The organism is Halobellus inordinatus (genome assembly GCF_024464655.1).
GTDB lineage: Archaea > Halobacteriota > Halobacteria > Halobacteriales > Haloferacaceae > Haloquadratum > Haloquadratum inordinatus.
The window spans coordinates 268,758-295,017 of record NZ_JANHAV010000003.1 but is presented as its reverse complement, the minus strand read 5'-3'; the positions used below and the strand labels follow the sequence as shown (position 1 = coordinate 295,017).

The 26,260-nt window shown below is 66.9% G+C and carries 27 protein-coding genes; 5 read left to right on the top strand and 22 right to left on the bottom strand.

All coding sequences use genetic code 11. From position 1 onward, the window contains the following. Positions 1-72 precede the first annotated feature (72 nt). The 6 genes from NO347_RS08410 to NO347_RS08385 all read right to left on the bottom strand — a co-directional run bounded on the left by NO347_RS08410 (position 73) and on the right by NO347_RS08385 (position 6,503). Entirely contained in the window at positions 73-681 is a 609-nt protein-coding gene (locus tag NO347_RS08410; protein ID WP_121569924.1) for a translation initiation factor IF-2 subunit beta, read from the bottom strand. Between the two features lie 101 nt (positions 682-782). Further along, complete coding sequence (locus NO347_RS08405; protein WP_256289184.1) at positions 783-1,085, bottom strand: hypothetical protein; 303 nt, start codon at positions 1,083-1,085, stop codon at positions 783-785. 385 nt (positions 1,086-1,470) lie between these two features. Then, positions 1,471-2,574: a deoxyhypusine synthase gene (locus NO347_RS08400; protein WP_256289183.1), complete on the bottom strand. Its 1,104-nt coding sequence runs from the start codon at positions 2,572-2,574 to the stop codon at positions 1,471-1,473. 75 nt (positions 2,575-2,649) lie between these two features. Continuing rightward, on the bottom strand, positions 2,650-3,345 hold the full coding sequence (locus NO347_RS08395; RefSeq protein WP_256289182.1) for a bacteriorhodopsin: 696 nt from the start codon (positions 3,343-3,345) through the stop codon (positions 2,650-2,652). A gap of 1 nt (position 3,346) precedes the next feature. Next, the gene (locus tag NO347_RS08390) at positions 3,347-5,662 is read right to left on the bottom strand and encodes a methyl-accepting chemotaxis protein (RefSeq protein WP_256289181.1); all 2,316 of its coding nucleotides are present in this window, start codon (positions 5,660-5,662) and stop codon (positions 3,347-3,349) included. Between the two features lie 76 nt (positions 5,663-5,738). Then, positions 5,739-6,503, bottom strand: coding sequence for a Nif3-like dinuclear metal center hexameric protein (locus tag NO347_RS08385; RefSeq protein ID WP_256289180.1), 765 nt, complete (start codon positions 6,501-6,503; stop codon positions 5,739-5,741). 167 nt (positions 6,504-6,670) lie between these two features. Between NO347_RS08385 and NO347_RS08380 the strand changes: the two genes are divergently transcribed. Further along, positions 6,671-7,117, top strand: a complete 447-nt coding sequence (locus NO347_RS08380; protein WP_256289179.1) for a pyridoxamine 5'-phosphate oxidase family protein — start codon at positions 6,671-6,673, stop codon at positions 7,115-7,117. A 60-nt stretch (positions 7,118-7,177) separates the two neighbouring features. Here the strand turns inward: NO347_RS08380 and speB are convergent, their stop codons facing one another. The 5 genes from speB to NO347_RS08355 form a co-directional block, all read right to left on the bottom strand. Further along, positions 7,178-8,008 (bottom strand): agmatinase, encoded by an 831-nt coding sequence (gene speB, locus NO347_RS08375; protein ID WP_256289178.1) that lies wholly within the window; start codon positions 8,006-8,008, stop codon positions 7,178-7,180. A gap of 6 nt (positions 8,009-8,014) precedes the next feature. After that, positions 8,015-8,389 (bottom strand): translation initiation factor IF-5A, encoded by a 375-nt coding sequence (locus NO347_RS08370; RefSeq protein ID WP_121569916.1) that lies wholly within the window; start codon positions 8,387-8,389, stop codon positions 8,015-8,017. Between the two features lie 90 nt (positions 8,390-8,479). Then, complete coding sequence (locus tag NO347_RS08365) at positions 8,480-8,920, bottom strand: DUF5518 domain-containing protein (RefSeq protein WP_256289177.1); 441 nt, start codon at positions 8,918-8,920, stop codon at positions 8,480-8,482. A 192-nt stretch (positions 8,921-9,112) separates the two neighbouring features. Beyond that, the gene (locus NO347_RS08360; protein ID WP_256289176.1) at positions 9,113-10,789 is read right to left on the bottom strand and encodes an ABC1 kinase family protein; all 1,677 of its coding nucleotides are present in this window, start codon (positions 10,787-10,789) and stop codon (positions 9,113-9,115) included. Between the two features lie 7 nt (positions 10,790-10,796). Beyond that, complete coding sequence (locus NO347_RS08355; protein ID WP_256289175.1) at positions 10,797-11,165, bottom strand: Hsp20/alpha crystallin family protein; 369 nt, start codon at positions 11,163-11,165, stop codon at positions 10,797-10,799. Between the two features lie 213 nt (positions 11,166-11,378). Here NO347_RS08355 and NO347_RS08350 point away from each other — a divergent pair, with 213 nt between their 5' ends. Both NO347_RS08350 and NO347_RS08345 read left to right on the top strand, forming a co-directional pair. Next, a complete protein-coding gene (locus NO347_RS08350; protein ID WP_256289174.1) occupies positions 11,379-12,674 on the top strand; it encodes a molybdopterin molybdotransferase MoeA in 1,296 nt (431 codons plus the stop codon). Then, positions 12,671-14,584 (top strand): molybdopterin biosynthesis protein, encoded by a 1,914-nt coding sequence (locus tag NO347_RS08345; RefSeq protein WP_256289173.1) that lies wholly within the window; start codon positions 12,671-12,673, stop codon positions 14,582-14,584. The genes NO347_RS08350 and NO347_RS08345 overlap by 4 nt, the downstream gene beginning before the upstream one ends. Positions 14,585-14,625: 41 nt before the next feature. On the opposite strand, the gene NO347_RS08340 is transcribed toward NO347_RS08345, so the two are convergent. The 7 genes from NO347_RS08340 to NO347_RS08310 form a co-directional block, all read right to left on the bottom strand. Beyond that, positions 14,626-15,333 (bottom strand): HAD family hydrolase, encoded by a 708-nt coding sequence (locus NO347_RS08340; protein WP_256289172.1) that lies wholly within the window; start codon positions 15,331-15,333, stop codon positions 14,626-14,628. Between the two features lie 102 nt (positions 15,334-15,435). Then, positions 15,436-15,807 (bottom strand): LWR-salt protein, encoded by a 372-nt coding sequence (gene lwrS / locus NO347_RS08335; RefSeq protein WP_256289171.1) that lies wholly within the window; start codon positions 15,805-15,807, stop codon positions 15,436-15,438. A 1-nt stretch (position 15,808) separates the two neighbouring features. Next, complete coding sequence (locus NO347_RS08330) at positions 15,809-16,084, bottom strand: 4a-hydroxytetrahydrobiopterin dehydratase (RefSeq protein WP_256289170.1); 276 nt, start codon at positions 16,082-16,084, stop codon at positions 15,809-15,811. 117 nt (positions 16,085-16,201) lie between these two features. Beyond that, complete coding sequence (hemA, locus tag NO347_RS08325) at positions 16,202-17,602, bottom strand: glutamyl-tRNA reductase (protein ID WP_256289169.1); 1,401 nt, start codon at positions 17,600-17,602, stop codon at positions 16,202-16,204. Next, on the bottom strand, positions 17,587-18,369 hold the full coding sequence (locus NO347_RS08320; protein ID WP_256289168.1) for a precorrin-2 dehydrogenase/sirohydrochlorin ferrochelatase family protein: 783 nt from the start codon (positions 18,367-18,369) through the stop codon (positions 17,587-17,589). Before NO347_RS08320 ends, hemA begins: the two co-directional genes overlap by 16 nt. Positions 18,370-18,401: 32 nt before the next feature. After that, positions 18,402-19,472, bottom strand: coding sequence for a siroheme decarboxylase subunit beta (ahbB, locus tag NO347_RS08315; RefSeq protein ID WP_256289167.1), 1,071 nt, complete (start codon positions 19,470-19,472; stop codon positions 18,402-18,404). Between the two features lie 69 nt (positions 19,473-19,541). Next, on the bottom strand, positions 19,542-19,940 hold the full coding sequence (locus NO347_RS08310; protein ID WP_256289166.1) for a DUF5778 family protein: 399 nt from the start codon (positions 19,938-19,940) through the stop codon (positions 19,542-19,544). 115 nt (positions 19,941-20,055) lie between these two features. Between NO347_RS08310 and NO347_RS08305 the strand changes: the two genes are divergently transcribed. Further along, on the top strand, positions 20,056-20,970 hold the full coding sequence (locus tag NO347_RS08305) for an MBL fold metallo-hydrolase (protein ID WP_256289165.1): 915 nt from the start codon (positions 20,056-20,058) through the stop codon (positions 20,968-20,970). Positions 20,971-21,213: 243 nt separating this feature from the next. Here NO347_RS08305 and NO347_RS08300 read toward each other — a convergent pair whose 3' ends face one another. Next, entirely contained in the window at positions 21,214-23,151 is a 1,938-nt protein-coding gene (locus NO347_RS08300) for an aldehyde ferredoxin oxidoreductase family protein (protein WP_256289164.1), read from the bottom strand. A gap of 169 nt (positions 23,152-23,320) precedes the next feature. Between NO347_RS08300 and NO347_RS08295 the strand changes: the two genes are divergently transcribed. After that, the gene (locus NO347_RS08295) at positions 23,321-24,418 is read left to right on the top strand and encodes an archaeosine biosynthesis radical SAM protein RaSEA (RefSeq protein ID WP_256289163.1); all 1,098 of its coding nucleotides are present in this window, start codon (positions 23,321-23,323) and stop codon (positions 24,416-24,418) included. 78 nt (positions 24,419-24,496) lie between these two features. On the opposite strand, the gene NO347_RS08290 is transcribed toward NO347_RS08295, so the two are convergent. The 3 genes from NO347_RS08290 to purS all read right to left on the bottom strand — a co-directional run bounded on the left by NO347_RS08290 (position 24,497) and on the right by purS (position 26,162). Beyond that, a complete protein-coding gene (locus tag NO347_RS08290; protein ID WP_256289162.1) occupies positions 24,497-25,006 on the bottom strand; it encodes a TspO/MBR family protein in 510 nt (169 codons plus the stop codon). Positions 25,007-25,121: 115 nt separating this feature from the next. Beyond that, the gene (gene purQ / locus NO347_RS08285; protein ID WP_121569901.1) at positions 25,122-25,799 is read right to left on the bottom strand and encodes a phosphoribosylformylglycinamidine synthase I; all 678 of its coding nucleotides are present in this window, start codon (positions 25,797-25,799) and stop codon (positions 25,122-25,124) included. Between the two features lie 111 nt (positions 25,800-25,910). After that, positions 25,911-26,162, bottom strand: a complete 252-nt coding sequence (gene purS / locus NO347_RS08280) for a phosphoribosylformylglycinamidine synthase subunit PurS (protein WP_256289161.1) — start codon at positions 26,160-26,162, stop codon at positions 25,911-25,913. Positions 26,163-26,260 lie beyond the last annotated feature (98 nt).

The window sequence follows — 26,260 nt, the reverse complement described above, 5'->3', positions numbered from 1 at the left end:
GTCATCGGCCGGTCGGCTATAGCGAGAGGAGTTCAAAGAGCGTTGCGAGGCCGCGACGAAACGTACCGTCTCTCAGACCACACGCGCGAACGCGAGCGTCCCACTGGTCCGCTCGACGAGTGCGCGGACGGTCTGGCCCTCGCGCGCGCCGGAGACGAAGATCGTGAATTTGCCTTTCTCGGCGACGCCGTCGCCCTTGCGGCCGGTGCCGGTGATCTCAAGTTCGTAGGTCGTTCCTTCTTCGACGGCCGGACCGGACTGCGATTGCGTCTTCGCGGCACCCTTTTGGACGGGGCGGAACGCACCACAGGCCTCACAGCGGAGCATATCGACGCCGTCCTCGGTGACGAGTCGGGTGTCCGGCAGGCCACACTCCGTACAGGTGACGTACTCGGCGACGTACTCGTCGATGGCGGCCTCGAAGTCCGCGACGCTAAACGAACCGTTGTACCGCGCGCGGTCGTCGTCAAGCTGGCCGTTCGTCCCGAGTTCGCGCTGGACGTTCCGGTGGACGTGCTCGACGTCGCGGCCGAGCGCGTCGGCGATCTCGCCGAGGTTCGTCAGGCGTGTGAACGCGCCGTCTGTCTCGCCTTCGGGGTCCGGCACTCGAAGTCGGGACTGCTCTTGGTTTCGCTCCGGGAGTTCATCGAGCGCCCGGTCGAGAGAATCAGCGTAGTCCATACGCCTCAAAATGGACGGGGCCGTATAGCCGTTCCGTGTGTCGGATTCGCGAACGAGGGCGATTCGCGGTCGGGTGACCGTGTGGGTTCCGCTGTCTGTCGCTACGCCTCGCCGGGAGCGATGACGACTTGGTTCTCCTCGTCGACGAGGTTCGCCAGGCGTGCCGTCGCGTCTGCGTCGAACTGCCGCTGGCAGCGCTCGACCCACGCGCCGTCTGTCGCGCGGAACGCCGTCGTGCTGTCGGGTTTCGCAGTCGCCGCGTCGCGCTCGCCGGGTCGCGGCCGCCCTGCTGTCGGACGGTTTTCGGTGGTCGCTCCGGCCGCGCTCGTGCTCTCGGTCGTCGCGGATCGGTCGGTCTGTCGGTCTGTGCGCTTCGTGCGTGTGTGTCGGACGTGTGTGCTCACTGGTTTCGGGTCGGATTCGGCGGTCGATCGTACGGCGATACGCGGGTCGAAAACGAGTCACTCGCGTACGCGTACGAGGGGCATACGAGCACCGTTGGCCCTGACCATAATAAATGTTAATGTATGATCGAATGCTGCGGCGATCACATCGATGGACCGAGAGGGGATTCGGTCCGGACAGATCACCCCCGACCGTGTTCGTTCATACTGTCGGACAGAACTATGTGAAAATTATCGGCATCCCGTGGGTGCCAATATGATTCACGAACTGCTGTCCGACAGTATCACTCGTCCTGCTGTGACACCTCGCCCCGTCTGAGGCACCTTCGGGGGCACTTCATCCCCCGCGGTACCGAGAACGTCCACACCGCTATATCCGACCGTATCAGAAGTCGCGCTCGGCCGCCCGCTCGCGGGCCGCGGCGACGACGAGCGGAAGCGTGATCGTCGCGTCGCCGACGACTGTCGCGTTCCGCGCCGACTTCTCCAGTTTCCCCCACGAGCGCGCCTCGTCGAGGGTCGCGCCCGAGAGCCCGCCGGTGTGGTCGGGATCCATCGTCAACTGGACCGCGTAGTCGTAGGCGTCCGGAATCGTCAACATCGTCTGGAGGACGTAGTTCTTCGGCACGCCGCCGCCGACGACCATCGCGCCCGCCCGGTCGGCTTCGAACGCCAGATCCGAGAGGTGCGTCATATCGCCGAGCGCGTCCAGCCCGAAATCGGAGGTCTGTGAGTAGATCCACGCCTGGATTCCTAACACGGAGTCCTGGATGGCCGGGCAGTAGACCGGCACGTCGTTCTCGTAGGCTGCGGCGGCGATGCCGGCGTCCTCGTCGACGTCGCGTTCCGCGTTCTGCTCGGCGTTCGCGCGCCCGAGTTCGGCGGTGAACTCCTGGATCGACACCTGCCGTTCGACCGCCGGGAAGACGTTGTCGCGGAGGTGGGACTCGAACAGCGCGAAGTGCTCTTGCGGCAGGTAGACGTTGTAGATCCGGTCGACGCCCTCGTCGCGGAGGTGCTCGTCGTGTTCGCGCGGCGTCTCGCCCGTCGGTTCGGCGTCGGCCGCGGCCGGATGCGGATCGTGCGGCTCCGCCCGACCGTGGTGGTGCTTGCCGCCGATCGCCTCGATGGCGTCGTGCGTGAGGTTCGCGCCGGTCGTCACCAGCGCGTCGATGTGGCCGTCGCGGATCAGATCGACGGCGATCTGGCGCATTCCGGCGGGCACCATCGCGCCGGCGAGCCCGAAGAAGTTCGTCACCTCCTCGCGGCCGAGCATCTCCGCGTAGACGTCGACCGCGCGGTCGACAGTCGCCGCGCCGATGCCGGCCTTCCCGTACTCGGTGGCGAGGTCGCCGACGGTCATCCCGCTGCGGACCTGCGCGTGTCCGATCGGCGCTTCGTGGAACTCCTCGCGGTGTGGTGTGTGGGCGTCTTCGCCGTCGGATCCCGCCTCCGACTCGTCTGTGCCGTGCTCGTGCTCGTCGCTCATACCGAGTCGTGTGCGATCCGGTCGGTTATGCTTCGCGATCCGGACGAGCGCGGTACAAAAGCGTTCGCGCCGGCGTCAGTCCGCGTTCACGCTCATATCGGTCGCCGAACCCGTGAGCGCCGACATTCCGCGGACCGCGACGGCGACGAAGCCGACCTTCGAGACGAGGTCGAGATACGTCAGCACGAGCACCTGCGTGTCGGGGAGCAGCAGTCCGACGCCCGTCGGCGCGAGGAGCCACACGACGGGATAGAGCGTCCAGACGACGACTGTGAGGTTCCGCAGCGTGGTGAACGACGCGGCCTGCCGGGGCGTATCGAACGACGCCCGCCGCGGGAGCGTCCACACGAGGAGCGCGACCAAGACGAGGTACGCCACCGAGCCGACGCCGAAGAACGCGTAGCCGACGACGCCGCCGAGCGCAGTCGCGGCGACGCCCGCGAGGACGACGACTGCGTCGACGACGACCAGCGCCCCGAGGACGCGGCTGCCCGGTTGCGAGAGCAAGCCGAGATACAGCACCATTAGCGGCGTCGTCAGGAGCCAGTCGCCGTAGCGGACGACCTCGATGGCCGTCCCGCCCACCTCGACAGTTCCGTAGCCGAGCGCCATCGCCAGATAGGCGAGCGCCGCGATGCCGGTCACACCGAAGAGGACCGCCGAGAGGTGTCGGTTCTCGTCGTTGGTCAGCAACTGGTACGCCGTCGGGATCGTTCCCGCGGTCATCCCCGCGAGGCCGAGCCACAGCCAGACCGCCGTGTCGATCTCCATCTCAGTCACCTCCCCCACTCGTCCAGGACTCCGGGTCGTCGGAGCCATCGGTCCGCAGAGTCGTTCCAGTGGCAGCGTTGGACCTTGCTGTACCTGCGCCGCGTCCGGCGCCACCTCCGAACTGTCCCGCCTCGTGTTCGTTCGCGACGGTGAAGTCTTCGAGCGCGGTCCGGAGTTCGCGTGCCTGTTCAGTGAGTCGGTTGGCGGCGTCGTTTACGCTCTGCATCGTACTCGTCTGTTGTTGGGCCGCGGCTGCTGCGGCGGTCGCCTCCTCGGCGGTCTGATCGCCGATCGCCGCCACGTCGTCGACGCGGTCGACGACGGCGGTCGCCGAGGACGCTTGCTGGGCCGTCGCATCGCGGATCTCCTGGATCGAGTCGTCGGTCTCCTCGACGGCCGACGCGACGTTGTCGAGCGCGTCGATCGCGGACTCGACAGTGCCGACGCCGCTCTCGATCCGCTCTTGGGTCTCCATCATCGCCGTCGTGGTCTCGTCGGCGCGGGCCTGGATCTGTTCGATGTGCTCTTCGATTTCGGCGGCCGACGTCGCCGTCTCCTCTGCGAGCTGCTTCACCTCGTCGGCGACGACAGCGAATCCGTCGCCCGCTTCGCCCGTCCGCGCGGCCTCGATCGAGGCGTTCAGCGCGAGCAGGTTCGTCTCCGCGGCGATGTCGGTGATCACTTCGACGACCTCACCGACGGCGTCGAGTTCCTCGGCCAGCGCGGTCACTTCCGCGGCGGTCTCTGCGGTGGTCTGCTCGACCGCGTCCATCTCGTCGATGGCGCGTTCGGCGTGGGCCTGCCCCTCCTCGCCGACGTCCGCGGCGCGCTCTGAGGCCTGTGCGACCTCGTCGACGGTCGCGGCGATCTCCTCTGCGGAGGACGACAACGCGTCCATCTCCGTCGAGACCTCGTGTAACGCCTCCGTCTGCCGCTCGGCCCCGTCGGAGATCTCCGTCGTCGCCGTCGTCACCTGCGCAGACGCCTCACGAACCTCGTCGGCGCCGTCGTCGACGCGCTCTGCGGCGGTGACGACGTGCTCGGAGAAGGCTTTGACTTCCGCCATCGTCTCCGAGACCGCATCGAGCATCTCGTTGAACGAGACGGCGATGTCCGCAAGCGCCTCGTTTTCGGTGTCGGGGTCGAGTCGCCGCGTCAGATCGCCGTCTGCGACGGCGTCCATCACGTTGCCGTACTCCGCGGCGGTCGCCTCCAGCGCCTCGTTCTTCCGTTCTATCGCCTCTTTTTTCTGCTCGGTCGCGCGGATCTGCGAGCGCAACTCCCCGCGCATCTCGTCGAAGGCGCGATAGAGCGTGCCGAACTCGTCGGTCCGGGCCGTCGAGAGGTCGACGTCGAGATCGCCCTCTGCCATCGCGTTCGCCCGTCGGGCGAGATACCGTGCGGACACGATCGTGTTCGATCCGACGACGACGCCGACGAAGGCCAAACTCACCAGCGCGAGCAGGATGAGCCCCAGAATCGACGACGTGATCTGCGAGCCCAGCGCGTAGGCTTCGGCTCGATCGGTGCGGACGAGAACCGTCCAGTCTACCGCGTCCATTCCCGCCCCGGCGACGAGCTGCTCATCACCCTGGATGAAGCCGCCGTCAGTGAGTTCCGAGACGTCGCGACTGTAGGAACTCAGGAGCTGCTTGCTGTCGGGGTGGGCGACGATCCGACCCTGGCTGTCGACGACGACCGTCGATCCCTGGCCCGCGGCGTCGGCGAACGCCCGCGTGTGTGCTTCGAGATTGATCATATAGACGAGCGCCTTCCCGTTCGTCCCCTCGATCGGCGAGATGACCGAAACGACCGGGAAGTCGACGACCGGCACGGTGAACGGCGACGTGACGGCCACGTCGTTCGTACCGCTGAACTCCGGCGGGTTCGTCGCGAACGCCGCCCCCTGTTCGGCGGTGTCGACGCCTTCCATCTTGGCCATCGAGCTCGCGAGTATCGTTTTCGATTCTCTGTCGTAGTAGTGCACCGCGACGACGCCCTCGGGGACGGCCTCGCGATCGACCGTCTCGGTCAAATGCGTCGATATCTCGTCGCGGTCCCCTGACTTGAGAACTTGGTTCGTCGAGTGCAACCGCGTCTGTCTTTCGATGCCGCTGATCCACGTATCGAGCTCCGCGGCCCGAGCCGCCGCCGACGTGCTCAACTCGCCTTTGACCTCCTCTTGGAGTGTCGCCGAGGTCTCCTCTTGGACGACGACGCCGAACCCGACGACGAGTGCGACGACAGCGAGCAACGCGACGCCGAGCTTTGCCCCATAGCTCGACCGGATGGATTCGAAGAGTCCTGACCGTTGCATCTACACTTTTTAACGACACATCGGATAAAAAGCCGACCCGCCGATTATCTCGGGTGATAACGCTCGGCCGTAACGGTTACAAGCCGGTCGGATGCGAGAGCACCGTCGTCTCGATACCCCACTCGGAGACGAGATCGGCGAGGCGTTCGACGCCGAAGGTCTCGGTCGCGTAGTGACCGCCGAGGAAGACGTGGACGCCCGCCTCGCGCGCCTCGTGGTACACCTGTTGTTTCCCTTCGCCGGTGACGAGCGCGTCGACGCCCGCGTCGGCCGCCTCGCCGAGCCAGTCAGCGCCCGAGCCGGTGACGATCGCGACCTCGCTGATCTCGTCGGGACCGAAGTCGAGCACCTGTGGCTCCTGGCCGCCCGTATCGAGCCCCGAGAGCCGCTCGCGCAGTTCCGCGACGGTGTAAGACTCTGCGGTACGGCCCCGCTGGCCGATCGTTACCGGACCCAGGGTTCCGAACGGCTCCTGCCCGTCGAGGCCGAGGTAGTCGGCGAGCCCTGCGGCGTTCCCCAGCGTGTCGTGACCGTCGAGCGGGAGATGCGAGACGTACAGCGCGATGTCGTTCTCGACGAGCGCGCTGATGGTGTCGTACTCGCGGTCGGTGACGCGGTCGAGACCGCCCCAGATCAGGCCGTGGTGTGTCACGAGCACGTCCGCGCCCGCATTGGCGGCGTCTTCGATCGTCGCTGCGGCGGCGTCGACCGCGAACGCGGCGTGCTCTACGGTCCCCTCGTCGGGGCCGATCTGCAGGCCGTTCGCACTGGCGTCGACGTCGGCGTAGGCGTCCGTGTCGAGTCGGTCGTCCAGGTCGTCGGCGAGCGTCGAAAGCTGCATACGGGAACCATCACACGCCGCCGGATAGAGGCTATCGTTCCGCACCGGGGCTTATTATATGGATTATCGTACGTCTCCATAGATTTCTCGCCGGACGATACGGCGAGAATCTCCGAACAGTTACGATAATCCCTATAGGCATCCTGTCGAATCGGAGACACAAGAAAATGCCCCTCGAAGAGTACGGCGTCGCGATGGACGACGACACGCTAACGGAGTTTCTGGAGTCCCAGGGGCTCGGGACGCTGGCGCTGGGAAGCGAGCGCGGCGGGTACGCGTTTCCGGTCTCGTACGGCTACGGCCGCTCGCGTGACCGCTGCATCTTCCAGTTCGCGTTCGGCGCGGACAGCACCAAGGCCTCGTTTATCGAGGCCGACAACCCCGTCTCGCTGTCGGTGTACGAGTGGGAATCGATCACCGAGTGGCGCAGCGCGGTCGTCCGCGGCACGCTGCATCAGATCCCCGATTCCCAGACGGCCACCGCTGCGGGGATCTTCGCTGCGCACGCGAAGATCGCGTCGCTCGACGTGTTCCAACAGCCGCTCGAAGAACTCGACTTGGAGTGGTACGAACTCCGGATCGACGACAAGCAGGGTAGACAGGGCGCCCCGTAGCGGTTCGCGAGCGTCGAGCTTCTCTCAGTAACGACACGGGGCCAACTGCCGCAGCCGACGCTATCGCGACGCCGCGTGCGAGTACACGAACTCCCGACTCAGTTTCGCCGCCAGCGACGCCGCCTGGCCGTCGTCGCGATCGTTGACCTCGACGACGTCGAAGCCCGCGGCGTGCGGAGCCACAGCGTGGACGACCTCGCGCATCTCCCGCGGGTCGAGTCCGAACGGCTCCGGCGTGCCGGTGCCCGGTGCAAACCCGGGGTCGGCGGCGTCGACGTCGACGCTCAGGTACGCCGTGCGGCCATCGAGGTGCGATTCGAGGTCGAACGCGGGGACGTCCTCGGGCGGGACGACGGTCACGTCCTCGCTGTCGGCCCGGTCCCACTCCTCGGGCGAGCCAGTTCTGGCACCGAGCACGATCGCTTCCTCGACCGCAGCGTCAAGTGCGCCGTGATCCTCCAGAATCCGCCGGGTGACGGTCGCGTGGCTGTACTCGTTGCCGTCGTACGCCTCGCGGAGGTCGAGGTGTGCGTCCAGACAGACGAACACGTCCGGCGAGACGGCGTCGACGCCGGCCGCCGTGACGGTGTGTTCACCGCCGAGGAGAAGCGGGACGGCGTCCTCGGCGACGACGTCCCGGAGTTCGCCCGTCAGCCACTCTAGGTACTCCGCGGCGTCGTCCCACGCGCGGACGTCGCCCTGATCGTGAACGGCACAGTCGGAAAAGCGCAGGTCGGTTCGCCGGTCGTAGTCGTCGAACGGCCGGGCGAACCGCCGGATTCTCTCGGGACCGAAGCGGGTCCCGGGTCGGAACGAAGTCGAGATATCCAGCGGGGCGCCCACGACGACGTACGCGGCGTTGCCACGCGATGCGGTCGCCCCTGGGAACATCTCCGATCAGACGATCTTCCGCTGGCCCTCGTACTCGAGGTACTCGATCTCGTCGTCGGGCGAGAGGTTCTCGTCTTCGGGGATGCGCATCGTGAACGTCTCGTAGGTGTCGAGGTCCATAATCTGCGCGTCGTTGTCGGTCACGGAGACGACCTGGCCCTGCTTGCGCTCGATGATCGGGACCCAGACCTTCGCATCGACCGGCTGGCTCAGCGAGCGTTTCTTGTCGTCGAAGACGCCACGGCCCTCGATTCGAGCCTTCGCGCTGCCGTGCTTGCCGGGCTTTGCGGTGCTGTAAGCGTTGATCTTACAAGGGGAGTCTTCCATCATCACGTAGCTGCCTTCCTGCAGTTCGCGGACCTGCTTTTGCTCTTTCGGCATACGTCGGGATTGTCGTGTGCTCGGTATAAACGGTTTGGAAACGCCCCGAGACTTCGGCTACGCGACGAAATCGCACACGGGCGAGCGCGGTCAGACCTCTTCGAGGTCCCCATCGGACGGTCGCTGCTGGGACCGATCCTCGCGGCTCCGGGTGCGGTCGTCTTGTCGCCGTGCGACGCTTCCCAGCGCGCCGGTCGCGACGTTCGGAAGGCTCGCCGTCAGAAGGATCATCGTCGTCGCCTCACCGGCCGTGTTCAGAAACGGGAGGAGGAACTCCATCGGGAACGGAAGCGGCACGTCGGAGACGACAGAGAGCACGACCAACCCCGGGATGAGAACGATTCCCCAGGCCATCGCCGTCAAGAGCCCGTGCCACGCCCCGTCCGCGGAGTCGCCGCCGGCGAGATAGCCCGCGAGCGCGCTCCCCGCCAGGCCGCCGACGAGCGTCACGCGTCCGGTGGCCCCGAACACGAGGGCCTCGCTACAGGCCGCGAGCGCAAACCCAGCCGCGACGGACCGCCACCGCGTCATATCTCCCGGTTTGGCGCTACTCCGAATAAAGGTACGTGTCAAATCATCAACTGTGATAACGGCGAGGGAGAGCGGACACCACCCGGGTTGGCCCGCCGTCCCGCTGCGATCTCATAGGGATTATCGTATGTTCCCATAGACTTCTCGCCGGACGATACGGCGAGAATCTCCGAACAGTTACGATAATCCCTATCAGTCCTCGCGGCGCTCGCGCATACTCTGCCGGGTGAACTGTGGCTTCGCGCGGATGCCGCGCTTGCTGCGGAACGACCGGTAGAGGGCAAACAGCGGCGGCAGCGTCAGCACGGCAGCGACCGCGGCCGGGACGACGCTGGTCGCATCGAAGGTGTAGAGAATCGCCGTCGAGAGGGCACCGACGGCGACGAACAGGCCGTAGACGATGCGGCGCGCCAGCCGATCGAGAACGTCGTTTTCGTCCTCCAGTCGGACGTTGACAGTGAGGTTGTCGTTGTCGATCCGATCGAGCGTCCGGTTCATCTTCGGCGGCACCTCGAAGAGCGCCCGCGTCGTCTGCTGGACCTGCTGGCCGCCCTGCTCGATCAGTTGACGCGCCGTCTCCTCGTAGTAGCCCTCGTCTTCGAGGTAGTCGGTCGCGACCGAGATGAAGTCGAAGTCGGGGTCGAGCGTGACACAGACGCCCTCGACGACGGTCGCGACCCGGAGGATCAACGCGAGGTCTCGCGGCAACCGCAGCGGGAACTCGTAGATCGTCGATTCGACCTGTTCGATGATCTGCTGGACTCGGTACTGCTCGATGTCCTCGCCCCGTGCGTCCGCAATCGCGAGTTCCATCACGTCGCCCATCACCTGGCGGTTGGCGTCCGGCGAGAGCGTCCCCATCTCGATGAGGGTGTCGAGGATGGCGTCGATGTCCTGGTTCGCCACGGCGACGTAGAAATCGACGATCTTGTTCTGGATGAAGGAGTCGACCGTTCCCGACATCCCGAAGTCGTAGAAGATGATCTTGCCCTCGTCGGTCACCGCGAGGTTCCCCGGGTGGGGGTCGGCGTGGAAGACGCCGTCCGCGACGATCATCTGCAGGTAGACGCGCTGGAGCGTCGTCGCCAGTTCCGTGCGGTCGATCCCCTTCTCATCGAGCGTCTCGATGTCGTTGATCTTCGTTCCCGGGAGATACTCCATCGTGAGCACGCGCGGCCCCGAGCGCGCGGCGATCGGCCGCGGGATCCGGATATCGGGGCTGTCCGCGAAGTTCCCGCGGATCTCTTCGAGGATCCGCTTTTCCCTGCTGTAGTCCATCTCCTGGCGGATCGTCTTCGCGAACTCGTCGGAGAGGTTCTCCAGCGAGAACGCCCGACCCTGGCCGATGAACCGCCGGATGAGCGGCAGCGACCAGCGGATGACGCGCAGGTCGGCCTCGACGAGTTCTTCGATCCCCGGGCGTCGGATCTTCACCGCGACTGGCTCGCCCTGGTACGTCGCGGTGTACACCTGTCCCAGACTCGCGCCGCTGATCGGGTCGCGGTCGAAGTCCTCGAAGACGTCGTCGACGGGCCCGAGTTCGGCTTCGATGACCTTCCTCGACTCCTCCCACGGGGCCGGCGGCACGTCGTCCTGCAAACTGGAGAGGACGTCGATGTACTCCGCCGGGAGGATGTCGGGCCGCGTCGAGAGCAGTTGCCCGAGTTTGATGAACGTCGGGCCGAGCGTCAAAAGCGAATCGAGCAGGATCTCTGCGCGCTCGACGCGCGTCTTGGCGTCGACGCTCCGCCGACCGCCGAAGAGGACGTACTTCCGACGGTCACGCGTGTACGCGACGATCAGGGGGAAGAACTGTCGAACGACGACGAGAAACCGCCAGTACGCACGGAGATTCACCAGCGTGACCACCCGACGGTTACGCGTCGTCTCCGGCCGACGTGATCGGGATGGTCTGCTCCGGCGCGGCCGACCGCTTCGGCACGCGCACGGTGAACACGCCGCGGTCGACTTCCGCGGACGCTCCCGCGCCGGTCGCGTCCGGCGGGAGGGGGAGTTCGACGTCGACGAACAGCGGTCGCTCCTCGCTCACGTAGTGGAACTCCGCAGGCACGTCCTTCTCGCGTCGCGCTTCGACGACGAGTCGTCCGCGGTCGACTCGGAGTTCGGCGGTCTCGGCAGTCACTCCGGGGAGGTCGAGCACGATCTGATAGGCGTCGTCGGACTCCAGTAGATCGGCGAACACCGACTCCGGCAGTTCCTGAAGCGCGTCCCGCAGGGCTGACATAGACGAGAGTTAGACCGGCGGGTCGAAAAAGGCCGCGGTTGTGCTAGCGAATATCGGCCACAAAAGCTATACAGCGCCCGGGGCGGCCGGCGACGGCCGTTTCCAGTCGGCTGTCGCAGTGGCCGATCGGCGGTCCCGCTCGCCTCACCAACGGTGCGTCGGCATTGCTCTTGTGGCGCGGTTCTTTTTGTACTGGCGCGCGCAACCTCCGGTATGGATTCTGCGGACACTGACGAGACGCCTCCCGACCGCCGATCGGCCGGGTTCAAGGACCGAACGCGAGTGGCCGACGCCCGGCGTCGACTCCTCGACGCGGCGACGCCGCACGAGCGGACTGAGCGGCTCTCGCTCGTTCCAGCGGACGGCCGCGCGCTCGCCGAACCGGTCTCCTCGCCGCGGGCCGTCCCGAACTACGACCGCGCGGCGATGGACGGCTGGGCGGTCCGCGCCCGCGACACTTTCGGCGCGTCGGACCGCTCTCCGGGCATCCTCCGCGTCGCCGACGCCGAACCGCACTCCGTCCCGGAGACGCCCGTCGACCCCGAGACTGCCGTTCGGGTCCACACCGGGAGCAAACTCCCCGAGGGTGCCGACGCCGTCGTGATGATCGAACACGCAGAGCACGTCGGCGACGACCTGGAAGTGTTCGACGCCGTCACCGACGGCGAGAACGTCGCGCCCGTCGGCGAGGACGTCGCGGACGGCCAAGAGCTGTTCGAGCCCGGACACCGCCTGCGACCCTCCGATCTCGGCCTGTTGAAATCGGTCGGCGTCGACCGCGTCACTGCGTACGAGCGCCCGACCGTCGGCGTGATCCCGACGGGCGAAGAACTCGTACAGGAGGACCCGCAACCGGGCGAAGTGATCGAGACCAACGGCTTGACTGTCTCGCGGCTCGTCGACCGCTGGGGCGGCGTGCCGACGTACCGCAACGTCGTCACCGACGACGAATCGGCCCTTCGCGCGGCGATCCAGCGCGATCTGACGAAGGACATCGTCGTCACGACCGGCGGTTCCTCGGTCGGCGCGCGCGACCTCCTGCCCGAAGTCGTCGACGACCTCGGCGAGGTGCTCGTCCACGGCGTCGCGCTCAAGCCGGGGCACCCGGTCGCGCTCGGCATCGTCGAGGACACACCGATCGTGATGCTGCCGGGTTACCCCGTCGCCGCCATCGTCAACGCGGTCCAGTTCCTCCGTCCCGTGCTGAAGTACGTCGGTCATCTCCCGGACGATCCGCCGCCGACTACAGAGGCCGAACTCGCCAGAAAGATCCCGAGCGAACCCGGCGTCCGGACGTTCGCCCGCGTCAAAGTCGACGACGATGGACGCGGGAACGACGGCGACGACGACGCGTCGAGTGTCCCGACCGCGACGCCGACGCGCGCCTCCGGATCGGGCGTCCTCTCGTCTGTGGCGCTGGCCGACGGCTGGGTCGTCGTTCCCGAGGGTCGCGAGGGATTCGACGTCGGTGAGACCGTGACGGTCGAACACTGGGAGTGGTCGGCGTGAGCGACCGCAAGCAGTTCCGCGACCTCGCAGATCCGGAAGTCGCCCGCGAGGCCATCGCGTCGCTGGATCTCGCGCCCGATTCCGAGACAGTCCCGCTGGCAGAGGCGCGCGGTCGCGTCCTCGCCGAACGGATCGACGCGGACCTCGATGTCCCCGGGTTCGACCGCGCGAGCGTCGACGGCTACGCGGTCCGCGGTCGCGACACCTTCGGGGCCGACGAGGCCGACCCGATCGAGTTCGACCTCGTCGGGACGGTCCACGCGGGCACCGAACCCGAGGTCGAAGTCGGTGCGGGCGAGGCGGCCGAGATCTCGACCGGCGCGGTGATGCCCGCCGGCGCGGACGCGGTCGTGATGGTCGAGCGGACCGAGGAACTGACCGACGCCGATGCGCAGACACCGAGCGCGGTCGCCGTCCGCAACGCGGTCGCGCCCGGCGACAACGTGATGCTCGCCGGCACCGACGTCGCGGCCGGCGCGCGGGCGCTCGGCCCCGGAACGCGACTCACGCCCCGCGAGATCGGCCTGCTCTCGGCGCTCGGCCTCGACGAGGTCCCTGTCCGTGGGACGCCGACGATCGGCATCGTCTCCACCGGCGACGAACTCGTCCGACCGGGCGAGAAACTCCACAGCGAGCGCGGCGAGATCTACGACGTGAACAGCTACACGATCGCCGCGGGCGTCGAGGAGGCTGGCGGGGAGGCGAAACTGTACCCCCACGCCGGCGACGACTACGCGGAGATGGAGCGGTTGCTCCTCGAGGCGGCCGACGAGTGCGACCTCGTCCTCTCCTCGGGGTCGACCTCGGCCTCGGCGGTCGACGTGATCTACCGCGTCGTCGAAGAGCGCGGCGAACTCCTCTTACACGGCGTCGCGGTCAAACCCGGCAAGCCGATGCTCATCGGCGAACTCGGCGACAGCGCCTACGTCGGGCTGCCGGGCTATCCCGTTTCCGCGCTCACCATCTTCCGGACGTTCGTCGCGCCCGCGATCCGCGAGGCCGCAGCGCTCCCCGAACCGCAGACCGCGACCGTGCGCGGCCGGATGGCCCGCCGTGAGCGCTACGCCGAGGGCCGCCTCCGCCTGATGCCCGCCGGCCTCGTGACCGACGCGGACGGCCAGACGCTCGTCTACCCGGTCGACAAAGGCTCCGGCGCGACGACCTCGCTCGTCGAAGCCGACGGCGTCGTCGCGGTCGATCCCGACACCGAGTACCTCGGGGAGGGAGAGGAAGTCGAGGTCCAACTGTTCTCGCCGGACGTGCGCGCGCCGACGCTCTTGGCCGTCGGCGAGGACGACCCCGCGCTCTCGCGCCTGCTCGACCGCCTCGACAATCCGCGCTTCCTCCCGGTCGGGAGCCGCGAGGGACTGCGTCGACTCTCCAATACGATCCCGGATGTCGCCGTCGTCGCCGGCCCGGTCGACCGCGACGTCGAGACCGTCGACCTCGGCGGCTGGACCCGGGAGTGGGGACTCGTCGTGCCGGCGGGGAACCCGGAACACGTCGACGGCCTCGCCGACCTCGTGGATCGCGACCTCGCGTTCGTCAACCGGGGCCGCGACGCCGGGATCCGCGCGAGCCTCGACGCTGCGATCGAGGACCTGGCTACCGAACGCGACGCCTCTCGACGTGACCTCACCAACGCGATTCGTGGCTACGGCGTCGGAACGAAAGGCTTCGAGAGTCCCGCACGCGCGGTCGGCCGCGGAAACGCCGACGCTGGACTCGGCCTCCGCGCGACGGCCGACGCTCTCGGACTCGACTTCGTCCCGCTCGGTACGGAGCCAGTTCGCGTGCGCGCGAACCCGGACCGCGTCGAGAAAACGGGCGTCGAAGAACTGGCCGCCGAACTAGAGACCGCCTCGGACGTCTTCGCGTCGCTCTCCGGGTACGATCACGACTCCTCCTGAACGCCGCCGCCTAACTGCTCTCCTCACCCGGCCTGCCCGCGCTACTCGACCGTGCCGCCGTCGGCGGCGACGTTGCTACCGAGGAACTCACGCGACAGTTCGTCGAACGAGGAGACGCGGTAATCCGCGAGCACGCAGCGGCCGCGTCGGTGTGGCGAGTGCCGCTCGACGTGAATCCCTTCGAGGCCAGCGTTCCAGGCCGCTTCGACGTCGCTCGCGCCGTCACCCGCGAGGACGCCGCGTCCCGGCTGTGAGGCGTCCAGCCCCAACCGCTCGATCGCGTGTTGGACTGGGGCCGGGTCGGGCTTCCATCCGATTTCGGGCGTGCAGGAGACGAACGCGTCGAACCAGTCGCCGACGTCGAGGTGGTCGATCACGGGTTCGGCGAGGAACTCCTGACAGTGCGTCACCACGCCGACGGGGACGTCGGCGGCTACGAGTTCAGAGACTAACGCCGCGGCGTCGTCGTGGAGGTACGTCGCCTCCGCGCGGGCCTGCGGGTCTTCGACGGCGTGAAACGCCGGCCAGAACTCCTCGGGGTCGATCCCCCACGCCCGGAGCTGGGGGTCTCGCGCTCCGCCGAGGCCGTGCCAGATGACCTCGGCCTCCCGGTCGGTGAACTCCCGGCCGAGTCGCTGGCCCACGCGATCGAACACCTCGCGGGTGTAGGACCACTCGGCGTCGACGATCGTGCCGTCGAGATCGAACAGCCAGAAGTCGTAGTCGGCATCGGGGTCGGAGGGGACCATTGGGCCGGCTATAGGACGCCCCCGCGTAAGTGTATTTCGTCGGTTCGAAGTCGAATCGGTCGATTCGAGCCGTGATCGGTGACGGATCCTCGCTCCTCGCCCTCAGGAGTCGACGGTTCGAATGCTGGAGCCGAGGTGTCGATGGAGAACATCGCGGGGCGGGTCGCCGTCGAAAGGCTCGGGATTCGACGCGATTTCCGCTTTGAGCGCCTCGCGATACTCCTGGTCGAGTTTGAGTTCGCTGAAGCTCACGCGGTCGGCAGGGACAGAGAGCCACGACTCCGCGAGGTTGCGGGCGTGTCCCTCGTCGCCGACCTCACCGCGCCAGAGCACGTCCCGGAAGAACAGCCACTCGCCCTCGCCGGGCGGATCGGCGGCGACTTCGACGACCGTCTCGACGGTCTCCGGCGTGACGCTGACGCCCGGGGCTGTCTCGAAGCGGGCCTCGACGCGGAAGACGTACGCGGCGTGCACGTCAGTACTCGGCGTCGAAGAGGTTCGCCAGTCGGATGTCCTTCTCGGTGATGCCACCCTCTTCGTGGCTCGTCAGTCTGACTTCGACTTCCTCGTAGCCGACCCGGATCTCCGGGTGGTGGAACTCCTCTTCGGCGACTTCGCCGACGTGCGTGACGAAGGCGATGCCGGCCAGGTAGTCGTCGAACTCGTAGGTCCGGACGATCTCGTCGCCGTCGCGTTCCCACTGGTCGGGGAGTTGCGTTCGGATCTCGTCGTCGGAGAGTAGTTCAGCCATACGCTACGTGTCACTCGCTGGGCGCATAATGGTTCGCCCCGTTACCCCGAAACTACGGGCTGTCTCCGGTTCGGCGGGGTCTCCGAAGCGTCCGGGCGGCGAGTCGCAGAAACAGGATCAGTCGTCGGAGACGCTTTCGAGGACGTACGGCGGGACGTCTTCCTCGCCCGCGTCGTTAGGGTTTCCCTCGGCGTCCGTCGACGTCCGCTCAGCGTCGGCTGTTTCCTCTGTGACCTCACGCCGGTCGGCCGAGGCTCGTGTCCGCGATCGCGAGACCGTGCCGAACTCCGGATCGAAGAGCGCCATCGCCGTCTGGATCGTCGACCAGTCGTCTTCGACGGCGGCCTCGCGGAGACTCTTCGTCGGCGCCGAGAGCAACTGCCCGACGAGTGCGTCCGCCATCGCCTCGACGGTTTCGCGCTGCTCCTCGGTGAGGTCGCCCTGAGATTCGAGCCGGGTGATCGCGGTCTCGACTTCACGGGATTTGACCTGTTCGGCCGCCTCGTACATCGTGCTGATCGCTTCGTCGGCCTGGCGGCGCTTGTAGGCGTCGAGAAGCCGATCGAACTCCTCGTCGATCATCGCCTCGACCTCACGGGCCGCTGCCTTCCGGGCGGCTTTCGTCTCCTCGGTCACCGATTCCAGCGCGTCGATGTCGTGGACGATCACCTGCTCGATCGTCGACGCCTCGGGATCGACGTCTCGCGGTTGCGCGAGATCGATCACGAGCGTCTCGCCCGCGTCGTCGATGTCGGTCGGATCCAGGAGGTAGTCCGGATGGTTCGTCGCCGTCACGACGATGGTCGCATCGCCGAGTACGCCGCCGATCTCCTCGAGGGAGATCGCCCGAGCGGCCGTCCCGACGGTCGACGCCAGGTGTTCGGCGTGCGGGACCGTCCGGTTCGCGATCACGAGTTCTGCGACGCCCGCGTCCGCGAGCGCCTCCGCGGTCAGTTTGCCCATCTCGCCGGCCCCGATCACGAGCGCCGTCGCGCCGTCGAGGTCGATTTCCGTCTCGGCCAGTCGTGCGGCGGCCGACCCGATCGAGATCGCGCCCTCGTTGATTCCGGTCTCGGTGCGAGCGCGCTCGCCGACGTGAACCGCCTTCGTCAGTCCCGTCTCGAACGTCGGGCCGAGCGCACCGGCGCCGCGAGCGACCTCTATCGCGCGCTTGAACTGGCCGATGATCTGGTCCTCGCCGAGTACGAGCGATTCGAGCCCCGCGGCGACTCGCATCAGGTGCCGCAGGCTCTCTTCGTGGCCCATCTCGACGACGACGTCGTCGTCGACGTCCTCGTGTAACGGTTCGAGCGCACGCCGCCCGGCATCGACGCTGTCGGCGACGACGTACGCCTCCGCGCGGTTGCACGTCTGGATCGCGAACGCCTCGCTGACGCCCTCGGAGTCCAGAAGCGCCTCGACGACGCTGCGTACGTCCTCGCCTGTGGCCGCCTCGATTTGGTCGACGCTGGCGCGGTCGTGCGACACACGAGTCCCACAGATCACTCCCGTGTCCATCGGTCACCCCCCGTCGTGTTCCGTATCACGCGTGTCGCCTCTTGGCGGGGATTAGATTCCCCCGTACGTAAAGCCTTCCAAACCAGTGGCTCTCGAACAACCGCTCGAATCGCATCACGACGTGTCGATGGATCGAGATCAGACGCCTTCAATTCGGCGCGCAGGTCCGCTGTGAGCGCCGCCATCGACTCTGCGCCGTCGATCTCGGCTTCGATCTGCTCACGGAGATACTTCGCGAGCGCCGGACTCCGCCCGCCGGTCGAGATTGCGACCCGGACATCGCCGTCCTCGACGGTCGCCGGCACGACGACGTCAGTCGCACTTCGGGTGGTAGCGTCGTCTCCGTCGGCTAGGTCGTCGCTGTCAGTGTCGTCGTCGCTGTCAGCCGTGCAGTCGCTGTCGGCATCGTCGCCACTGTCGGATGTGTCACCGTCGACCGCACTGTCACCGCCGACGCTCCGGTCGGCGTGATTGACGAGCAGGCCTCGCTCCCTCCCGGCGGCCGCGACCGCATCGTTCACGTCGTCGTCGTCGGTCGCGGCGACGACGAGCGCCGGTTCCGTTCGATCGAGCCACGTCCCGACACTGTCTGGATCGGGCCGTGCCTGTACGAGTTCCGCGTCGCCGAAGTCGTACTCCCCGAAGTCGGGACTGACGACGACGACGGTCGCCTCGGTGGCGAAGCGGTGGGCCTTCCGCGCGCCGATGCGGCCGCCGCCGAACACGAGCACCGTCTCGTCGGTAAAATCGTGGTACAGCGGAATCATCTGTCTGTGGCTACCTCCCGTTGCACGGCGAATCACTCCGTGTTCGCCGCGGCTCGCTCGTCGAGTCGGATGCCCGTCTTCTTCAGGATTCGCGTCGAGAACAGCGAGTCCCAGTCGTCTTCGTCGACGTCCCAGTACTCGGCCATCCGATCGCGCACCTGTTCGATGCGGCGGTCGCTCTCGGCCTCCGAGCGGCCGTGCGTCATCGCGAAGAAGTTGTACGGCCAGACGCCCTCGTGACGGGGGCGGTGATAGCAGTGCGTGACGAACGGCAGCGACGCCACCGCGGGGCCGACCTCTGCGACCAACTCGTCGGGGACGTCCCAGACGGTCATCCCGTTCTCGGTGTAGCCGAGCGCGTAGTGGTTCGGAACGACGCCGACGCGCCGGACTTTGCCCTCCTGTTCGAAGCGCTTGATCGTCTCGACGACCCACGCCGTCTCGGCGCCGATCGCGTCGGCGACGTCGGCGTACGGCGTCGCCGTCACCGGCAGGCCACCCTGGATTTCGACGACGAGGTCGCGCTCCTCGGGCGTGAGCGTCTGTTGGTCCGTCGGCGTCACGTCGGGGCCCAGATCGGAGAGGTCGACGTCGCCGTCGGGAATCGGCCCGTCGAGCAGGAACTTCGCCTCGACGCGGAACTCCTGCTGTTTCGGGAGGTTGTACGTCTCCTGGCCGGTCTCGGCTTCGATCTCGTCGAGCACCTCGCGGACGCGGTCCTCGTCGGCGACGCTGACGACGAACCACATATTGAGGTGGGGGTGTTCGCGCTCGTAGTTGTGTGCGACTTCCCGATGCGCGTTGACGGTCTCTGCGACCTCGTCGAAGCGCTCCTCGGGCGCGTGCATCGCGACGAGCGTCGCCGTGCCGCCGATCTCCTCGGCGTTCACGAGCGCGCCGAACCGACTCAGCACGCCCTCCTCGTCGAGATCCTGGATACGTTCGAGTAGCTCTGCCGCGGTCACGTCGATTCCGCGCTCGCGCAGTGCGGCCGCGGCCGGCTCGAACGGCCGTTCGACGACCGGAAAGCCGCCCTGAAAGGCGTTGACCGCGGCGCGATCGAGTTCCGAAAGCCCGGCGACGTCCGCGTCTGCCTCGCTCATACCTGACGCTCGGAGTTCCGGGAGGATAAGCGTCTCGAAGGGGTCGAAAACGAGGGGATCCGCCGGTCGCTACGGGACGGTCCTCACGCGCTCGACGTGATCTAGGGCCTCTAGATCGTCGGCAAGCGTCTCCTGCTCGGGGCCGGCCTCGTAGTAGAACACGAGGTCGAACGCGCCCTCGCGGAGTAACTGCTGGCACTCCCAGACGAACTCCTCGTCGTCGAGGGTCAGCCCCTGGAACTGATTCGAGGCGAACTCGTCGGTGTCGTTGCCGGCGTAGATGTACGTCTCGCCCTTCCCGGCGTGCTCTGAGATCACGTCGTTGATGTCGACGGTGAGTTCGTGCATCTCCAGATCCTCCTGCCCAGCGAGGTCGGTGTGGACGATCGCACCGACGAGTTCGATGTCGCCGGGTTCGAGCAGTCTGAGGGTGCGCTGATAGAGGTCCTCGTCGAGTGTCTCGCTCATACGTGTGCGTCGGCCGCGTGAGATAAACGGGTGGCGGTTCGCGTCGGCCCCGACGACCGATCGACGGCCTCGCCCGGACGGAACGCTTTTTTCGCCGCGCGTCGCCGGTTCCGCTATGGCTATCGGCGATCTCGCCCCGGTCGAGGGAACGGACGACGTCTACTACGTCGACGTCGGGACGCACGGCATTCCGCGCTACGGCTCGGTGTACATCATCGACGCCGCGGAACCGACGTTCGTCGACACGGGCCTCGGCCGCAACCGCGAGTACCTCCTCGACGCGCTCGACGAACTCGACATCGCGCGCGAGGACGTGCGGCACATCCTCCCGACGCACGCGCACCTGGATCACGCCGGCGGCGCGGGCTACCTCGCCGAGGCGTGTCCGAACGCGACGGTCCGCACCCACGAGATCGGCGCGCCGCACCTCGTCGACCCCGAGCGCCTCGTCGCGGGCACGAAAGACGCCGTCGGCGACCTCTGGGAGTACTACGCCGAGCCCGTGCCGGTTCCCGAATCGCAGATCGACCCGCTCGTCGACGGCGACGAGATCGACCTCGGCGACCGCACACTCTCGGTGATCCACGCGCCCGGCCACGCCCCGCACCAGACGATCTTCCTCGATTCGAAGGACGGCCTGCTCTTCACCGGCGACGCCGCCGGGATCTACGTCCCCGAACGCGACGTCGTCCGACAGACGTCGCCGCCGCCGCAGTTCGACCTGGAACAGAGCCTGGCGGACGTCCGGAAGATCGAGGACCTCGAACCCGAGACGCTTTGCTTCGGGCACTTCGGCGCACGGGAGTACGACGCCGCCCTGATGGAACAGTACAAGCGCGCGCTCGTCGAGTGGGTCGAAGCGGTCCGGCAGAAGCGCGCCGAACTCGACGACGACGAGGCCGTGATCGACTTCTTCGCCAACCACTCGGAGCTGGTCGAAGTCTGGGGCGAGCAGAAGGCGAGCGCCGAGGAGCGTCTGAACGCGAGCGGCGTGCTCGTGGCGCTCGATAGGGTCGAACGCGACGACTAGTCGGTCACCAACAGCGTCCAGTTCGCCGCCCGCGCGGCGGCGTCGCTCCTGACGCTCGTATCTCCCGTGAAAACGCGGGTTCGCGTGGTTCGACCCCGCCCGCTCGCGTCGGGTTTCCCCGAGCGACGCCGCGTGGGCGCTCGACTGCGCTGCGACGGCGGACGCAGTTCGGCGTCAGGACCGCACTAAAATCAACTTTGCCGTGTTGACCCTGTGTACGGTCCGAGACCGCTCGCCGCTTGATCAGTCGTCGGCGGGTGCCTGGCTGTCGCCACTGGAGACACCGGTTCCGGGTCCGATGTCGATGCCGAGTTCGTCGAGGCGTTCGTCGGGCACGACGCCGTCGACCCACTTGCGGCGCTCGTAGTACTCGTCTTTCATTTTATCGAGCTCACAGAGCTGTCCCTCGGAGCCGCCCTGTCCGGGGATGGCTTCCTCGCCCTCGACGAATCTGCCGGGCAGGTCGTCGTCCTTGCCGTCGAAGCCGACGAGGTTGTTGTAGTACCGTTCGAGGGTGTAGATGCGGTCGCCGGTCTCCATCAGCTCGTCTTCCGTGACGTCGAGACCGGTCATTCCGTTGTACTGCGCCACGTACTCGTCGATACCCTCCGCGAAGGCGTTGAACTTGCAGATGTCGAAGGAGTCCGAGATCGCGTGGAGGTCCTGGAAGAGCGCACAGAGTTCGCCTTTGCCCTCCCACTCGGTCGGATCGACCTTCTCCGGGAAGCCCAGGATCTCCGCGGACGGCGTGTACCCGCGCAGGTGACACGCGCCCCGGTTCGAGGTCGCATAGCCGATGCCCATCCCCTTCATCGCGCGGGGGTCGTAGGCGGGGATCGTCTGCCCCTTGACGGCCAGCGAGTTGTCGTGGGCGTCGCGCTCCTCTGCAATGCGGCGTGCGCCCTTCGCGAGGAGTTTGCCGAGTTCCGTGTCTTGGTGGGCGATCTCGTCGAGTAAGTCAATCATCCGCTCGGTGTCGCCCCACTCCACCCCCTCGTCGAGGTCGTCGAGTTTGCCCTGCTCGGTCATCTCCATCGCCATCGCCATCATATTCCCTGCCTCGATGGTGTCGATGCCGAGTTGGTTGCACCTGTTGATCATCACGGCGATGCTGTCGCGGTCGTCGTTCATCGAGTTCGGGCCGAGCGCGAACGCCGACTCGTACTCGTAGGACTCGCCGCGGACGTTCATCTCCTCGCCCTTGTGCTCGTAGGTGACTTCCGTCTCCTTCTTGCAGGCGACGGGGCAGGAGTGACACGTCGGCTCGTCGACGAGGATGTTCTCGCGGACGTTCTCACCGGAGACGTTTTCGGCTTCGATGTTGGGTTCGTCCGGCTCCGCTTCCGCTTCTGAGTGCGTCGAGGTGTACTTCCCGTTTCGGGTCGGCAGCCCATCCATCTCCTCGGTGAGGTTCATCAGGACGTTCGTCCCGTACAGCGAGAGTCCGCCCTCGTTGGGGGCGGTGATGTCGGACTCGCGGATGAGTTGCATCGCCTGTTGGTAGCCCTCGGTGAACGTCTCCGGCTTTTCGGGCTTTGGCATCTTCGTGCCGGATTTGATGACGACGGCTTTCAGGTTCTTCGAGCCCATCACACAGCCGGTGCCGCCGCGCCCGGAGGCGCGGTCGTCTTCGTTGATGATGCAGGCGTACTTGGTTCCGTTCTCGCCGCCGGGGCCGATCGCCATCGCCGAGAGGTTCCGGCCGAACGTGCCGTCGTGCTCCGCTTCGATCTTGTCCATCGCGTCGTGGACGCCCAGTCCCCACAGCTCCGAGGCGTCACGCAGTTCGACTTCGCCGTCTTCGACGTAGGCGTAGACGGGTTCGTCGGCCTGGCCCTCGAAGAGCAGGCCGTCGAAGCCGGACCACTTGAGTCGAGCGCCCGACCAGCCGCCCTGATGAGAGTCGGTGACTGTCCCCGTCAGCGGCGACTTCGTACAGACGGCGATGCGTCCGCTCATCGGCGCTTGCGTCCCCGTCAGCGGGCCGTTCATAAACGCGAGCAGGTTCTCCGGTCCCTCGGGGTCGACGTCGACGCCCTGATCGAATACGTACTTCACGCCGAGGCCGCGCCCGCCGATGTACTTGCGCGCGTCCTCGTCGTCGATTCCCTCGTACTGCACGTCGCCGCTCGTGAGGTCGACGCGAGCGACGTGGTCGTTGAATCCTCCCAGATCAGTCATTGTTAATGTCCATCGTTTCATAGGGGCGGAAATATGTTAGTCGTTGCCACCACGGGGTAACCGTAAGTGGTTACGTGGTGGCCGACGGAGCACTCGTCGGGATCTCCACGTCCACCGGTCCGGCGCACAGACGACGGAGATTTACCGACTCGTCGGTTACAGACGCGCAATGAGTCAGCCGAGCCCCGAGGTCTACGAGCACGGGAAGGGGATGGACGCCCACAATCAGGTGATGCGAGAGATCCGGTCGGAGAAAGAAAAACACTACGACCCTCACGAGCCGACGCGCGTCTGGCTCGACGAGGACAACACGCCCGATGGGGTCGTCAACTCGCTCACGATCATCCTCAACACCGGCGGCTGTCGGTGGGCCCGCGCCGGCGGCTGTACGATGTGCGGCTACGTCGCCGAGTCCGTCGAGGGCGGCAGCGTCTCCCACGAGGCGCTGATGGATCAGATCGACGTCTGTCTCGAACACGAAGCGGAAAATGCGGACGAGCCTGCAGACCTCATCAAGATTTACACCTCCGGGTCGTTCCTCGACGAGCGCGAGGTCGGCGCCGAGAGTCGCCAGGCGATCGCCGAGACGTTCGCCGACCGCGAGCGGATCGTCGTCGAGTCGCTGCCGGACTTCGTCGACAAAGAGAAGATCGCCGAGTTCACCGACGTGGGCCTCTCGACCGACGTCGCGATCGGACTGGAGACCGCGACCGACCGCGTCCGTCACGACTGCGTGAACAAGTACTTCGACTTCGCGGACTTCGAGGCCGCCTGCGCGGAGGCCCGCGACGCCGACATCGACGCCGACGGCGTCAGCGCCGGCGTGAAAGCCTACCTGCTGATGAAGCCGCCGTTCCTCTCGGAGTCGGAGGCTATCGACGATATGATCTCGTCGGTCGAGCGATGCGCCGCCGTCGACGGCTGTCACACCGTCTCGATGAATCCCACGAACGTCCAGCGGTACACGATGGTCGACGAACTGTTCTTCCGCGGCGGCTACCGCCCGCCGTGGCTCTGGTCGGTCGCCGAGGTCCTCGAAGCAACCGCGGACGTCGACGCCATCGTCGTCTCCGACCCCGTCGGCCACGGCTCCGACCGCGGCCCGCACAACTGCGGCGAGTGCGACGACCGGGTCCAGAAAGCGATCAAGGACTTCGACAAGCGGCAAGACCCCGCGGTGTTCTCGCAGGTCTCCTGTGAGTGCGAGGCCACCTGGGAGTACGTCGTCGACGAGGAGACGAGCTACGGGATGCCGCTGGCGCGGTAGGTGTCGCTACGATAGACGCCGCTGTCGTGATAGACGTCGCTGTCGCGATATCGACGCAGCCGCCGGCGTTTCGCCTGATCAGTTCAGCACCCAGAAGCGGTAGTTGAGGTACGCGGCGAAGCTCACCCAGAGGAGGTAGGGACCGAGCAGCAGCGCCGCACGTCGGTCGACGCGTGCGAACGCCCACATCGTCGCGACGATCAGCACCCAGAGGGCGGCGATGACCGCGAGACCGAGACCGACCGCCTGCAGCCCGAAGAACGCGGCCGACCAACCCAGATTGAAGACGAAGTGGACGGCGAACACGACGACGGCGAGGCGGACCGCACCGGGCGCGTCGGTCGCCCGCCGCCAGACGAGCCACAGTCCCGTGCCCATCAGCGCGAACAACGTGGTCCAGACGGGCCCGAACACCCAACTTGGCGGCGCGACTGCGGGTCGGACGAGCGAGTCGTACCACGTGCCGAGGCCCTGTGCGGTGAAGACCGCGCCCGAGGCGCCGACGAGTTCGACGAGCAGAATCGACAGCACGAGCGCGAGGAGGGGACGCTTCGCGGGCAATCGGCGGACTTCCGTCTGTAATGACACCACAGTGAATACTCCATCGCAGGCGACATAATACGTCCGCCGACGGGTCGCCTTCGGCTCGCCGGCGGGTCGGTCACCTCCCAGGCGGCTGTCCGAAACTACGGGTCGCGTCGGCTCAGGCGAACGCGGACAGCACGCCCTGGCCGTCGATGCTCCGACCGAGGTCGGGCAGCGTCGCGCGCTCGGGGTGGGGCATCAGCACCGCGACGTTCTCGTGGTCGCCGGTGATGCCGGCGACGTTCCCGCGCGAGCCGTTGGGGTTCGCGTCGGCGGTGACGTTGCCGTCGGCGTCGCAGTACCGGAACAGGATGCGGTCCTCGGCGACGAGGTCGTCGTAGCGATCGTCGGCGATCTCGAAGCGGCCTTCGCCGTGCGCGATCGGGATCTCGACGACGTCGCCCTCGTCGTAGGCGGCGGTCCACGGCGTGTCGGCGTTCTCGACGCGCAGGTAGACCGATTCACACTGGAAGCGCGCGCTCGCGTTCGTCGTGAACGCGCCCGGCGTCAGTTTGGCCTCGCAGCCGATCTGTGCGCCGTTGCAGACGCCGAGCACCGGGACGCCGTCTTCGGCGGCGTCGCGAACGTCGTTCATAATCGGCGAGTGCGCGGCCATCGCGCCCGCGCGGAGGTAGTCGCCGTAGGAGAAGCCCCCCGGGAGCACGACGCCGTCGATATCCGACGGGAGGCCGTCTTCGTGCCAGACGCGCTCGGCGTCGACGCCGACGTGAGCGAGCGCCTGGACCGCGTCGCGGTCGCAGTTCGAGCCGCCGAACTGGACGACAGCGACCGTCACAGGGACCGACCTCCGTGGCGGACAAAGACGGTCGGTGTCGCGAACGCGACCGTCACAGGGACCGACCTCCGTGGCGGACAAAGACGGTCGGTGTCGAGGAAGGGAGGCTCATCAGGCTTCCGTCACCTCGACGTCGTAGTCGTGGATCGTCGGGTTCGCGAGCAGTCGCTCGGCCATCTCGTCGGCGCGGTCGGCCGCGGCGTCGGCCGACTCGGCGTCGAGATCGAGCTCGAACTGGTCCGCAGAGCGGAGCGCCTCCAGTTCGAATCCGAGACGTTCGAGCGCGCGCTTTGTCGTCTCGGCTTCGGGATCCAACACGCCCCGCTTGAGGCGGACCGTCACCGTCGCGGTGTACGTCGTCATCGAATCGTAGTGCGCGGTCGTGTGTAAAAGACGTTTTGGACTGGTTCGGGTATACACGAACGTGATATCGGCGGGGAGAGACGTCTCAGCGTTTGGAG